This is a genomic window from Faecalibacter bovis, assembly GCF_017948305.1.
GTDB classification, from domain to species: Bacteria; Bacteroidota; Bacteroidia; order Flavobacteriales; family Weeksellaceae; genus Empedobacter; species Empedobacter bovis.
In genome coordinates, this window is sequence record NZ_CP072842.1 from 811,986 (window position 1) to 825,765 (window position 13,780).

At 32.3% G+C, this 13,780-nt stretch carries 10 protein-coding genes; 3 read left to right on the forward strand and 7 right to left on the reverse strand.

All coding sequences use genetic code 11. The features are described from left to right. Nucleotides 1–15: 15 nt before the first annotated feature. Nucleotides 16–969 (reverse strand): endonuclease/exonuclease/phosphatase family protein, encoded by a 954-nt coding sequence (locus tag J9309_RS03865; RefSeq protein ID WP_230477194.1) that lies wholly within the window; start codon nucleotides 967–969, stop codon nucleotides 16–18. A gap of 347 nt (nucleotides 970–1,316) precedes the next feature. On the opposite strand from J9309_RS03865, the gene J9309_RS03870 reads away from it, so the two are divergent. Beyond that, the gene (locus tag J9309_RS03870; protein WP_230477842.1) at nucleotides 1,317–3,536 is read left to right on the forward strand and encodes an NADP-dependent isocitrate dehydrogenase; all 2,220 of its coding nucleotides are present in this window, start codon (nucleotides 1,317–1,319) and stop codon (nucleotides 3,534–3,536) included. A gap of 52 nt (nucleotides 3,537–3,588) precedes the next feature. Here the strand turns inward: J9309_RS03870 and J9309_RS03875 are convergent, their stop codons facing one another. The 6 genes from J9309_RS03875 to J9309_RS03900 all read right to left on the reverse strand — a co-directional run bounded on the left by J9309_RS03875 (nucleotide 3,589) and on the right by J9309_RS03900 (nucleotide 11,477). After that, nucleotides 3,589–4,320 carry a GLPGLI family protein gene (locus tag J9309_RS03875; protein ID WP_230477195.1) on the reverse strand — a complete coding sequence of 244 codons (732 nt, stop codon included), beginning with the start codon at nucleotides 4,318–4,320 and terminating at the stop codon, nucleotides 3,589–3,591. A gap of 93 nt (nucleotides 4,321–4,413) precedes the next feature. Next, nucleotides 4,414–7,824, reverse strand: a complete 3,411-nt coding sequence (locus J9309_RS03880; RefSeq protein WP_230477196.1) for a hypothetical protein — start codon at nucleotides 7,822–7,824, stop codon at nucleotides 4,414–4,416. Between the two features lie 87 nt (nucleotides 7,825–7,911). Then, on the reverse strand, nucleotides 7,912–8,967 hold the full coding sequence (locus J9309_RS03885; protein WP_230477197.1) for a glycosyltransferase family 9 protein: 1,056 nt from the start codon (nucleotides 8,965–8,967) through the stop codon (nucleotides 7,912–7,914). Between the two features lie 214 nt (nucleotides 8,968–9,181). After that, nucleotides 9,182–9,886, reverse strand: a complete 705-nt coding sequence (locus J9309_RS03890; protein WP_230477198.1) for an SDR family oxidoreductase — start codon at nucleotides 9,884–9,886, stop codon at nucleotides 9,182–9,184. A 6-nt stretch (nucleotides 9,887–9,892) separates the two neighbouring features. Further along, a complete protein-coding gene (locus J9309_RS03895) occupies nucleotides 9,893–10,654 on the reverse strand; it encodes an SH3 domain-containing protein (RefSeq protein ID WP_230477199.1) in 762 nt (253 codons plus the stop codon). Nucleotides 10,655–10,706: 52 nt separating this feature from the next. Then, complete coding sequence (locus J9309_RS03900; protein WP_230477200.1) at nucleotides 10,707–11,477, reverse strand: enoyl-CoA hydratase/isomerase family protein; 771 nt, start codon at nucleotides 11,475–11,477, stop codon at nucleotides 10,707–10,709. Between the two features lie 337 nt (nucleotides 11,478–11,814). Here J9309_RS03900 and J9309_RS03905 point away from each other — a divergent pair, with 337 nt between their 5' ends. Next, a complete protein-coding gene (locus tag J9309_RS03905; protein ID WP_230477201.1) occupies nucleotides 11,815–13,209 on the forward strand; it encodes an anthranilate synthase component I family protein in 1,395 nt (464 codons plus the stop codon). A 3-nt stretch (nucleotides 13,210–13,212) separates the two neighbouring features. Further along, nucleotides 13,213–13,779 (forward strand): anthranilate synthase component II, encoded by a 567-nt coding sequence (locus J9309_RS03910; protein WP_230477202.1) that lies wholly within the window; start codon nucleotides 13,213–13,215, stop codon nucleotides 13,777–13,779. The last annotated feature ends 1 nt before the right edge of the window (nucleotide 13,780 follow it).

The following is a 13,780-nucleotide window of genomic DNA, read 5'->3' on the forward strand; positions in this document are numbered from 1 at the left end:
TTTTATATTGCAAATTTAATATTTAATTATGGCATAAACGGGAAAATGATCGCTATATCCACCTAAATATTTTGAACCTATAAAAGTACGATTTGGGAAAGCTCCCATTTTGTCTATGTTTTGGGTTAAAAATGCTGAATCAAAAATATCGGCTTTTAAGAATTGAAGACGGCTATCAACAGTTAAAAACCCTTTGGTAACCATAATCTGGTCGAATAACATCCATTGTTTTTTATGTACTAATGAACCTCTTTTATAACTCATTAAACCTACCATTGGGTTATAAATTTCGTTATATTTTACCTCATCTTGTTTTGCTCTTGTATTTAGCTCTAATCTTATATTATCTGCTGTTGGCGTATCATTAAAATCTCCCATCACAACGATTTTAGCTTCAGAATTTTCGTTCAGAATTAAATCTATTTGTTTTCGAATTTTACTTAATAAAATTCTACGCTTTTCTTGATTAATTTCTTGATCTAATTTTGAAGGTAAATGCACTACAAAAAAATAGATTTTCTCCCTCTCAAACTCAGCTTCAACATAAAGAACATCTCTTGTATAAGATTTGTTTCCAGAACTATCTTTAAAAATCACACGTATTGGTTCTGATTTTAAAATCGTAATCCTGTCCTTTTGATAAATACAACAAACATTAATTTTTCGTTCATCTAAAGATTCATAAAAAACATAATTATAATTCGCTTTTTGCAGACGCGCATTCTTAATAATATCTTCTAATACACTCTCATTTTCCACTTCTGCTAAACCTACAAATAATGGTAAATCTTCAGTTTCTTTGAATCCGATTCTTGATATTGCATGCGAAATTCTGTCCACTTTAGTTTCATAACGATTATCAATCCATTTTGCATAATTACTTGGTAAAAATGAATGTTCCGTAGAATTTGTTTTAGCATAAAAATTTTCTACGTTGTAAAACGCCAAAGTAGCTTTTTGATCTTTCAAAATTTGATGATTTTTGCTAAAATAATTAATTGATGAAGAAAAAACAGATATTTTTTTGAATTTTAAAGCATAAAACCAAACTATTTTTTCTCAATAGATGTCTTAAATTGATAATATTCAGTGCTATTATTTTTCAATTTCACTAAAAATTGATTTAAAAATTATCAACTTGAATAATAATGATACGACTGTGAAATTTATCCTAAAATTCAAGGAAAACAATAGGTTACAACTTTCAAAAAACATTAAAAATCGTATATTTGCACACCTTGACTTTTTTAGTCAAAATCAAACAATTGAAAAGTAGTATTTAAATTGATTTCGCAAGAGGTCACAAAAATTTAAAAATAATGTCAAAGTCAAAAATTATTTACACTCTTACTGATGAGGCGCCAATGTTGGCAACATACTCATTATTACCTATTGTTAAAGCTTTCACTTCTACAGCTGATATCGAGGTTGAAACTCGTGATATCTCTTTAGCAGGAAGAATCTTAGCAAATTTCCCAGAGTTTTTAAAAGACGACCAAAAAATTGGTGATGCCTTAGCGGAATTAGGAGAATTAGCTAATACTCCAGAAGCAAACATCATTAAATTACCAAATATCTCTGCTTCTATTCCTCAGTTAACAGCTGCTATCGCAGAATTACAAGCACACGGATACGCTGTACCAAACTATCCAGCTGATGCTGCAACTGAAGAAGAAAAAGCAATCAAAGCGAAATATGCTAAAGTTTTAGGTTCTGCGGTAAACCCAGTTTTACGTGAAGGAAACTCTGACCGTCGTGCACCTAAAGCAGTTAAGAATTATGCTAAAAAACACCCACACTCAATGGGAGCTTGGTCAGCAGATTCTAAAACAAAAGTGGCTCACATGGAAGCTGGTGATTTCTACGGAACTGAACAATCAGTTACTGTTGAAAACGATTCTCAATTCAAAATCGAATTCGTTGGTAAAGACGGATCAGTGAAAGAATTAAAAGGATTAGCTCCATTAAAAGCTGGTGAAGTGATTGACTCTTCAGTAATGAACTTAGCTGCTTTAAAAGCTTTCGTTAAACAAACTAAAGAAGAAGCTAAAGCTGCAGGTGTATTATTATCTGCTCACTTAAAAGCTACAATGATGAAGGTTTCTGATCCTATTATCTTTGGAGCTGTAGTTTCTGTTTACTTCGAAGAAGTATTCGCTCAATTCACTGATCTATTTGCTGAATTAAATGTAAACCCTAACAATGGTTTAGGTGAATTATACAACAAAATCGCTGGTCACGCACAAGAAGCTGAAGTAAAAGCTGCTATCGATGCTGCTATTGCTAACGGACCTGCATTAGCAATGGTTAATTCTGATAAAGGAATTACAAACTTACACGTTCCATCTGACGTTATTGTTGATGCTTCTATGCCAGCAATGATCCGTACTTCTGGACAAATGTGGAATGCTGAAGGAAATCAACAAGATACTTTCGCTTTAATTCCAGACCGTAACTACGCTGGTGTTTACCAAGCAACAATCGAAGATTGTAAAGCAAACGGTGCTTTAGATCCAACAACTATGGGATCTGTTCCAAACGTTGGTTTAATGGCTCAAAAAGCTGAAGAATACGGTTCTCACGATAAAACTTTCCAAGCTGATGCTGATGGTGCTATTCGTGTTGTTGATGCTGAAGGAAATGTATTCATGGAACAAGCTGTTGAAGCTGGTGACATTTTCCGTATGTGTCAAACAAAAGATGCTCCAATTAAAGACTGGGTTAAATTAGCTGTAACTCGTGCTCGTTTATCTTCTACTCCAGCTATTTTCTGGTTAGACGAAAACCGTGCGCACGATAGAGAAATGATCGCTAAAGTAAACAAATACTTACCAGAATTTGATACGACAGGTTTAGATATCCGTATCTTAAACCCAGTTGATGCTACTAAATTAACTTTAGACAGAATCCGTCAAGGTTTAGATACGATTTCTGTTACAGGTAACGTATTACGTGACTACTTAACAGATTTATTCCCAATTTTAGAAGTTGGTACTTCTGCGAAAATGTTATCTATCGTTCCATTAATGAACGGAGGTGGATTATTCGAAACTGGTGCGGGTGGATCTGCTCCTAAACACATCGAGCAATTCAAAGAAGAAGGTTACTTACGTTGGGATTCATTAGGTGAATTCTTAGCATTACAAGCTTCTTTAGAGCACGTAGCTCAAACTCAAGGAAACGCAAAAGCGCAAGTTTTAGCTGATACTTTAGATGAGGCGAACGATAAATTCTTAGACACAGATAAATCTCCAGGTCGTAAATTAGGAACTATCGATAACCGTGGTTCTCACTTCTACTTAGCAATGTACTGGGCACAAGCATTAGCTGCTCAAACAAAAGATGCTGAGTTAGCTGCTAAATTTGCTCCAGTTGCTGAAGCAATGACAGCTCAAGAAGAAACTATCAACGCTGAGTTAATCGGTTCTCAAGGAACTGCACAAGAAATCAAAGGTTACTACCAACCAGATTTCGCTGCTACATCTGCAGCAATGCGTCCTTCTGCAACTTTAAATGCAATCGTAGATGCGATCTAATTTTTAAACTAGATTCTAAATATAAAACCTCGCTCATTGAGCGAGGTTTTTTTTATTTTCTATCTACACCTTGAGATTGCATTTGTTTATACTTCTCATCTATCTTACGATAATAATCATTGATAAATTCTTTAAACTCTACATTAGTCATTCTAATTCCTTTCGAAGGTTCTTTAATAGATAATTTAGAATCTAATTTTATTGTTTCTAATTTAACCGTTGAATAAGTTGATGGTTTATCCGTAAAAACAGATTTCACTTCTACTATTAAACCTGGTAAATTAGAATAGCCATTAGGTCCACATTTCGTCTTAATCTCTTTTGTAAACCAAGCTTCTATCGTATATGGCTCTTTTAATAATGTTGCTTTATAAGACTTAAATCCATTAATCAATTTAGATTCTTTTGTAATAACCCAATCTTCCTTATTTACATCATCAGAAACTAAGTAGAACTTACCATCAACATTTTTTGTTATTAATTTCTTATTTAATTCTAAATTCAGATAAGTTTCAACATCAGTAACATTCCCATCGATATAATCAATTATAGTTGAATTATTTTGAGAATTATCAATACGCTGAACCTCTTTACTTAAACATTGATTTTTATCTACTAAAAGTTCAAAAAATTTAGGTTTAGAAAACGCCTCTTCTAATTTCTTAGCTTTTTCTGGTGTTGTATTCGTTACCGACACAAAATTTCTTACCTTATATTCTGCTTTAAATTTTTCTTGACTAAAACTAATAATTGGCAAAAGAAATAATAGATTGAAATATTTCATAGTAATGTTTTAATAAATATATATATTTAATTCAGGAACGCATTTAATGAAAAGCTGAAATAAATTCAGCTTGACAAAAAATTCAGCATTACACTAAAACCTTGCTTGTAATTGTACACTTCCCGTATGAATTGCTTTATTTTCTTCAGTTTTACGACCATCGTATGAAATATTCAATTGTAAAAAAGAATTGATTTGACGTTGCACTTGTAGTTGCCAAACCATATTATTTCCGGCACGTAAACCTTCCATCATTTGGTTTCCAACAACCGAATCTCCATTACCTGTAAATGAATTTTTAATAAAAGAAAAACTTCCCAATAAACTCATTTTAGAAATTTCGTTCCATTGCAATTCAGTTCCTAAATCCGATTGGTTTAATTCTTCAATTCCAATTTTATTCAACTTATTTTGATAGGAATAAAATACCGAAGCTGAAAAACTTTTCCCATGTTGATACGTTAATTTGGGATGAATTTTGAAATTTTCTAACTCAAATCGGCGTGAAGAGAACACATCTGAATAGTTTTTTACCTTTCCAATTTCAAACTCATTCTGTATCGAGAACGAAGGTTTGATGTTATATTTCACTAAAAAAGTATTCGTCTGCATTTCGCGTGCTTCAGCGCCCGTATATACATAAGTTTGATTCGCTTGTTGGTTGAACGTGTACGTCGCTAACCATTTGTAATTGGCGCCTTGATTAAAGTAAACAATCGAACGAATGTTTCTTGATTTCCCTATGATTAAATCGGAATTTGTAAAAGGATTCCACTCTAAAGTTTCATCTTCTTTTCGTAAGGAATTAGTTGCTGAAATAACTTGTTGAAAAGACCAACGTGCTAAGAATTTATTTTGAGATTGAAAAATTTGCTGTGGACGAATTCGCATCGAAAAATTGAATTCGTTTTTATTCGTTTTCAAATACTCAATTGTGTTGGTATACACACGGATATAATTGGCTTGATCTATAAATTCAGCTGCTTCAAATTCGTCTAACTGTTCAATTCCATCTCCATTATAATCTGTCCATTTATAAACCCCCATTCCGTCAGCTACTTTTACATATTGGAACTCACGCTGAGGTTCTACACCACTGCCTAAACCATAATCTAAATTAACTGTTAACCCTTGATGAAAAAGAGCTTTGTACCATTTTACATTTCCGACCATAAACGCTTCATTAGGCGAATTTTCGTAGTCGTAATTAACTTTTCTGTAATGAAAATTTAAACCTAATTGATGATCAGCTTTCTGAATTAATTGTGAATTTAAAATAATCCCTTGGCTATTTTGCATTCGAACCCAATTATTCAATCGGATTGAATCGTCTTTACGAGTATACAATGTTACATCGATTTTACGACCAATCGAATCGGCCCAACCTCCTTTGATTTGAAATTCATTAAACTTAAAACTTAATGGTGATTTGGACTGAGTCTGATGCAAATCAACTTCATTGTTTTCGCCATAGATTCGCGTACCTAACCAAAATTTATTTTTCTTACCAATTTTACGTTGTCCCTCTAAATCATAGCGTAAAAAATTAGAATTTTTATCTGTTGCTTCACTTGATAAGTGATTAATATTTGCTTTCCAATTATCCTTTTCCGTTACGAAGTTTGAAGTAAATTCATTTTTGTAACCTTTATAATAATCTTTAAAATCTAAATATTGTAAACGATAAGAAGCGTTAAATTTTTCATTCCAATCTGAATCAAAACCAACTTTCGCCCATAATTGACGAAGATTTAAAAATTCATTTTCGACATTAAAATCTCGTGCAAATTCGATGTCACGAACACCTTCAACTGTAAAATAATTTTGACTCATCATATCAATTTCAGCTAAAGGAGAAATCTTCCAATTATTGAATTTAAAATTTTTCTGAGCTAAAATTCTACCAGCAAAACCAATATTTTCATCATCATCAATTGAAGAAAACAGGTTAAAATCGTTGTTACTTAAACCTCCATCAAACTGTACAAATCCAGCATTATTTTTAAAATCATAACGCGAATTAACCGTGTAAACTTGTGATTTTTTTGGTGGAATTAATCGTCGAATCGGTTCGTAATCTCCTTGTGGAATTCCAGCAATTGGTTCTACAAATTCAAAAACTTTTCCGTTTTGGGTAGCATTAATCGAGCGATAATTCCCTTGATTATTCCCCATATAGGTAAAAGTTACTTGATATAATTCATCGTCAGGATTAGTTGAATATTCGAAAATTTGGGTTCCGTTTTGATCTAATTTTCGATATAAAATTTTATTAGAATCATATTCGGAAAGAATTGCAGAAACTGAATACATTCTATCTGTATCATTTCCAGCATCAGCTAATATTTGCTTATCGCCATCAGATAATTCGGTTCCTAAACTATTATTTTTTGCATCTGATTTTGAATAAAAATGACCTGCAATTTTAAAACGTTCGCTCGTATGACAAAGACCACCATAAAGAAATAATTGCGAGTAATTTCGGCTATTATACAGATATTCAACGTGAATACGAGTATTGGATGTGATTAATCTATTGGTAGTAAAAGTGATCTCACCCGTATTGTAATTTATTACATAATCATTGGTTTCGCCACGAGTTAATTGTACGCCATCGATATAAACTTTTTCAGTTCCTGAAAGTATGATTACAAACAATTCGTTATTCTGCCCCGCTAAACGATAAGGCCCTTGATTACCGTCTTGTCCAATCATATCAATTTCTGCAAATTCACCTCGAGTAACACTTCCAGTTACAAAAGCATTTGTGCCATAAACTTCGTTGGTTTCAGAATTAATTTTGGTTTCACCAATTTGTGTAGAAAGTTGTAGTCCTGTAACTTTTTGTTGAAAATTATTGAAATGATCATCTTCCTGAAAAATATCAATATGACCAGCTCTAACCTTAGATTTTTTATTCGCTATCTCGATAAAAACTTTATCAAAATCTTGTAATTTTTGAGTATAACCATCCGTTTCAATCGGTACATTATTATCTGATATTGCAGCTTTAATCGTTAAATCATCAGAAAGATTTCCGCTTAACTCCAAATCCAATGAAGACTGAACTGAACCGCTTTGATTGTTTCCGAAACGAATTCCACGCACCAAAGATCCTTTACTACTTAAACCTTTAAAAAAATCTGTTTTTTGAAAGGATTGTGAAGGATTAATTTGATGAAATTCGTCTACTTTTTGATTATTAAAAACAATAAGAGATGAATCTCGTTTTGAAATGATTGACTTTGCTAATTGTGGATTGATGTAATAAGTAATCTTAACATTAATTCCTTTATAAATAGGATGAATATAGATTTCATTTCGAGTAAAATCGACAGAATAATTTGCTTTAGAAATTACATGACCTTGTTCATCAAAAATCTGGAATTTTTCATTTAAAATTCCAAAATTGTTAAGCTTTATAGTATCCGAAACAATGTGATTTTCTTGTCTGAAGTTAGGATTTTGCCAACCAATTTCTTGTGCTTGCAGATTTACAAACATCAAAAGAAAAAGAATTAAATATGTAAGTCGGTTGGTCACAAATAATTTTAGTGCAAATTAATATAAATTAAACGCACTGAAATCAGTTTAATTTTGATAATTTAAAATTTCTTTCATTTTATTAACTAATCCTTCCGAAGAAGTATCAGTAACCAAAGCCATAGCATTACCTTTACCGTAAGGTTTATATTTTTCTGTATTTCCAGATTTGAATAACCCAAGATTACGCGTAGATGTTGCACAACCTAAATGCATCATACCTGAATCTGCAGCAACTAAAAGTTCGCAATTATCCATTACTGAAGCAATTTCACGAATATCTTGACTGTAAAAAGTAGGTAATTTATGATTTAGCATCGAGATGTTTTCGACTGGTAAAATTTCAATTAAATTATAATCTTGTTCAAATTCTTCTTTAAAATCTTCGTGAAATTTATCCCACCAATCTGCAAAATAACACTTACTTCCAGTTGCATAAGTGAAAAAAGCTAACGTTTTTTTGGATGGATCTTGTACTAATTCGGATAAAATTTTCTTCCCATTATCAACCTCTTTCTCTGATAATTTTAGATCTAATTTTGGATATTCTGTTTCAATTTTATGATCCGTTACATTTTCGATAAATTTTCTGAATTGATAAACAGGAATTTTACCTAAATGAACTTGTTCATTAGAATTCAAATCATTCAAAAATTCGTTACCGAATAATTTATATTTTGCACGGGCAACTTTTGTTGAGATACGACCAGAAGCTGATTCTTCGTGAACATTTATGACTAAATCGTATTTATTACCACGAATTTTAATCCAAACTTTAATATAATCAATCAGTTCCTTAAAAGGTTTGCGTGGTAATTTTATAATCTGATTGACTTGTGGATAATTTTCAAAAACGACATGTGAAACTCCTCCTTTTACAAATAAATCAATCGTAACATTGGGATTAAATTTTACAATCTCTTGTACTAAAGGAGTAATTAACAAGGTATTTCCTAAACGTTGATTGGGTCTTGAAATTAATACACGATCAATTTTCAGGTTTTGATAAGGAATCTTTTGGTAAGATTCATAGTTTTGAACATTGCCAGTTAACGATTTCATAATCGTTCGGCGGTAATGATTAATTTTACTCTTAAAACTCATTGTTTTAAACTGCGGATGCTTTTAATTTTTGTATGCTTAAAATCAAGTATAATTACTTAAAAATTACTCCATGATTGATGTAGTAAAATAACGACGAAGAATTGAATTTGTTATACAAAAAAACGACATAGTTTGTTATTTATTTTAATTCCTATTAAATCCTCATTTTCAGTTTATTCCAAAAAAAATAAGCTCATAAAGAGCTTACCATAAATTATTTAGTTTTCGTTGGACGAACTTCAATTTTACTTGGAAGAACATTAGGATTCATTTTTAATAAATCTACAACCATTTGTCCTAAATCTTCAGGTTGAATTTTCCAACCGTCATTATCATTCGGAACATGTTCATTGAAATGCGAAGTTACTGAACCTGGCATAATTGTCGTACACTTGATATCGTAATTTCTTAAATCCAACATTGCAGCTTGCGTAAAACCGACAACCCCGAATTTTGATGCATTGTAACCAGCCCCTTGAGCAAAAAAGTTTGTTCCAGCCAAAGAAGCAATAGAAATATAATACCCTTTGTTGGCTTTTAATTGATCAACCGTAGCTTTCATTGTATGAAAAACTCCAGTTAAATTTGTATCAATCATCGCATTCCAATCTTCCAAAGAAAGTTCATCAACAGGCGCGAATTTTCCTAAACCAGCATTTGCAATTACAATATCTAACTGACCAAATTCAGAAACAATTAATTCAACCGCTTTAACCTCATCTTCAAAATTTCTTACATCAGATTGAATTGCTAAAACATTTGTTGAACCTAAATCAGCCTTAGCTTTTTCTACATCTTCAATATTACGGCCAGAGATAGCAACTTTAACACCATTCTCTAATAAAGATTTTGCAATCCCAAAACCAATTCCTTTTGTCCCTCCTGTGATATAAGCGACTTTATTTTCTATCGTTTGCATTTTTTATTATTTTAATAAATTCCACTTTTTATTCATGCGGTATATATAACCACCTTTCCATTTTCCATCGTGTATATAAATCGCATCGTAACCTAAAGTTTTAATGTCATTTTTAGATATTTGATTCATAGGTTTAGTATTAAATTCTGCTGACCAAAATGGCGTTTTTGCAGGTACACGATAAAAATAATCAAAATCGTAATCAGTAAATCCGAAAGGATCTTTTGGGCCACCTAAACCATAAATATCGCTACCAACTTTCTTATTGTTGATTGCCATTACACGAACATTTCCTTCTGGTGATATTAATCGAAAAACATCATCTTGTACACCATCTGCAAAAAAATCACCTTTCAATGCAAAGACTTTATAAGAGGTAGCTAAATAATAATCTTTTAAAGCTGGATGTTTAGCAATTTTACTTTCTGCTTGTTTGATGAATTGACTTTGCTCTGTTAAATAACCATCAAAAACATATACACCTTTTGGATCGTAACTTTCTGTAAAACTTGGATCAATGATAATTTGTGTTGATTTGCCATCAATTTTCACCCAATTTCCGCTGATTGATTTACCATCATCTTTAATCACTAAAGGATCTGATTTTTCAATCACTTTAACTTGGTATCCGTACGGAATCTTACCTATCTTTTGTCCACTAATCTTGGTTCTTACAGTTAAACCTTCTACTGCATTTACATGATAAATTCCTTGTGCCGATAGCATTGTTCCTATCGACATGAATAAAACTAAAAGTTTGTTTTTCATTTTTTTTAATAAAAAAGCTCCTTTTGAAAGGAGCTTTAAAAATCAATTTTTATTATTTAAAATTTGGCTTTCTTTTCTCTACGAAAGCTGTTGTTCCTTCCTTGAAATCTTCTTCTTCAAAAAGGTTACCAAAACTTTCGATTTCTATCGCAAATCCATTTTCTTTGTCTGAAGCATTAATTGCATTAATTGCCTGACTAATTGCAATTGAAGAGTTTCGCGTGATTTTACCAGCAATTTCTTTTGCTCGATTGATTAATTCTGCTTGCTCAACAACTTCATTTACTAAGCCAATTTGTTCTGCCTTTTCAGCAGTAAACATATCTGCTGTCATAATGGCCTGCATTGCACGTCCTTTTCCTATTAATTTTGGCAAACGTTGTGTTCCTCCATAACCTGGTATTAAACCTAACGTTACTTCTGGTAAACCTAATTTCGCATTCGTTGATGCAATACGGAAATGAGCCGCCATTGCTAACTCTAATCCGCCACCTAAAGCAAATCCGTTAACTGCGGCAATGACAGGTTTAGTAAAATTCTCAATTTTATCGAAAACTCTTTCTTGACCTTTACCAGCTAATTCTTTTCCTTCTTCTGCATTAAAACTTGCAAATTCTTTAATATCTGCTCCCGCAACAAATGATTTTTCTCCAGCTCCTGTTAAGATTACTGCACGAATATTATCATTAGATTTTGCTTCATCAAAAAAAGTAGATAAATCTTCTAATAAACCTTTGTTTAAAGCATTTAATGCTTGAGGGCGGTTTAATGTTACAACAGCAATTCTGTTTTCAATTTCTACTAATAAATTCTCGTATGACATTATATTTTTTTTTGTGTTTGATTATGTTTTGAATTCGATTCTAAAAATAATGGATTTTTATTAATTATTTACTTTTATGATATTTCTATTTCATTCCACTCTCTGATTCAGTATTTAAAATTTAACCTGAAAATATTTGCTAAAATCAAAATCCTTTATACATTTGTCCCAATGAAAACATTATTTACAAATAACTGGTGGTGGAAATTCGAACAGCAAAACGTTGGTTCGTAGGAGCGCTATATAGTTATATGTAGAAAAAGGCTTGTCGGAACCGACAAGCCTTTTTTTGTACCCAAAAATTAAAAAAACATCCCAATTTCAAATATTAAAAACAATGAATTTAACATTCAAAACACAATCTGAAAAACGCTTAGGAGATTTAAGAACTCCAGTACAGATGTACTTAAAATTGCGTGACATCTTTCCAAATGCATTGCTTTTAGAAAGTTCAGATTATCATTCGAAATCAGATGCTAACTCTTTTATTTGCTTAAATCCAATTGCGACAATTGAGGTAAATAAAGGAATTGTAACCGAATCTTATTCGAATGGTGAAACAAAAAATTATCCGTTACTAGGACAAGAATCAGCAGAAGTGATTAAGAATTTTGCTACCCAATTCAAAATTGAAACAGAAGAAAATTTAATCGTAAATGGTTTATTTGGATACATTGGTTGGGATGCCATTCCGTATTTCGAAACGGTAAAATTTAAGAATGAAGGTAATGAAGCAACGATTCCAGAAGTTCGTTATTCTTTCTATCAAAACATCATTGTTTTCAATCATTTCCACAACGAAATTCAGTATTTAGAATTCCAAAATAATGAAACTGATTCTCGTTTTGATGAAATTAAAGATATTATTCGAAACAAAACTTTTGTGGAATATCCATTCCAAATCGAAAGTGAAATCGAATCCAACTTGACCGATGAAGAATTTAAAAATATCGTGAGCCAATGCAAACAATCGTGTTTCAGAGGAGATGTTTTTCAAATTGTTCCGTCAAGACAGTTCAAGCAAAAGTTCTCGGGTGACGAGTTCAATGTTTATCGTGTATTACGTTCCATCAATCCCTCTCCCTACCTATTTTATTTCGATTATGGAAATTATAAGATTCTTGGATCTTCACCTGAAGCCCAATTGATTGTTCGCGATAATCAAGCACAAATTCACCCGATTGCTGGAACTGTTCGTCGTACTGGTTCGCCAGAATTAGACAAGGAATTAACGGATCAATTGATTAAGGATCCAAAAGAAAATGAAGAACACGTGATGTTAGTTGATTTGGCTCGAAATGATTTAAGTCGAAATTCGAAAGCGGTTACTGTAGAATCTTACAAAGAAATTCAAGTTTTTTCTCATGTGATTCATATGGTTTCTAAAGTCATTGCCGATATCGAACCATCAATTAATACCATGAAAGTTTTCGCCGATTCTTTTCCAGCAGGCACATTATCGGGCGCTCCAAAATTTAAAGCGATGGAATTATTGGATCAATACGAAAATCAAAACCGTGGAATTTACGGTGGAGCCATTGGGTATTTAGGATTTAATGGCGACATTAATATGGCGATTGCGATCCGAACATTCGTCAGTAAACAGAATACATTATATTTCCAAGCGGGTGCTGGAGTCGTTTCTAAATCCATTGAAGAAAACGAGTTACAAGAAGTTAATCACAAATTAGGCGCTTTACGCAAAGCCATTCAATTAGCAGAAAACATTTAAACCATGAAAATTTTAGTTTTAGATAATTACGATTCGTTTACTTACAATATCGTTCACGCACTACGCAAATTCACGGATACTATTGATGTTTTTCGCAACGATGAAATTGCGTTGGAAGACGTCGAACAATACGATAAAATCTTACTTTCTCCAGGTCCTGGAATTCCAGACGAGGCGAATTTATTAAAACCAATTATTGAGAAATATGCGCCGACCAAATCCATTTTTGGAATTTGTTTAGGGCAACAAGCAATTGGTGAAGTTTTTGGAGGAACGTTATTGAATACACAAGAAGTTTTTCACGGCGTACAATCAGAAATTGAAGTCGTTCATTCGGACGAAATTTTATTTCAAAATATGCCGTCTCACTTACAAGTGGGTCGTTACCATTCTTGGGTGGTTTCGAATGATAACTTTCCTGATACTTTAGAAATTACAGCGAAAGGACCTAAAGGGGAAGTAATGGCTTTAAGACATAAAACGTATGATGTACGTGGTGTCCAATTTCATCCCGAATCAATATTAACACCCGAAGGAGAACAAATGATTGAAAACTGGTTAAAAGCTTAAG

Bases quoted from the DNA above. Each gene is read 5' to 3' on its own strand.
- J9309_RS03875 (WP_230477195.1), bottom strand. From the start codon at position 4,320: ATGAAATATTTCAATCTATTATTTCTTTTGCCAATTATTAGTTTTAGT.
- J9309_RS03880 (WP_230477196.1), bottom strand. From the start codon at position 7,824: ATGTTTGTAAATCTGCAAGCACAAGAAATTGGTTGGCAAAATCCTAAC.
- J9309_RS03885 (WP_230477197.1), bottom strand. From the start codon at position 8,967: ATGAGTTTTAAGAGTAAAATTAATCATTACCGCCGAACGATTATGAAA.
- J9309_RS03890 (WP_230477198.1), bottom strand. From the start codon at position 9,886: ATGCAAACGATAGAAAATAAAGTCGCTTATATCACAGGAGGGACAAAA.
- J9309_RS03895 (WP_230477199.1), bottom strand. From the start codon at position 10,654: ATGAAAAACAAACTTTTAGTTTTATTCATGTCGATAGGAACAATGCTA.
- J9309_RS03900 (WP_230477200.1), bottom strand. From the start codon at position 11,477: ATGTCATACGAGAATTTATTAGTAGAAATTGAAAACAGAATTGCTGTT.
- J9309_RS03905 (WP_230477201.1), top strand. From the start codon at position 11,815: ATGAATTTAACATTCAAAACACAATCTGAAAAACGCTTAGGAGATTTA.
- J9309_RS03910 (WP_230477202.1), top strand. From the start codon at position 13,213: ATGAAAATTTTAGTTTTAGATAATTACGATTCGTTTACTTACAATATC.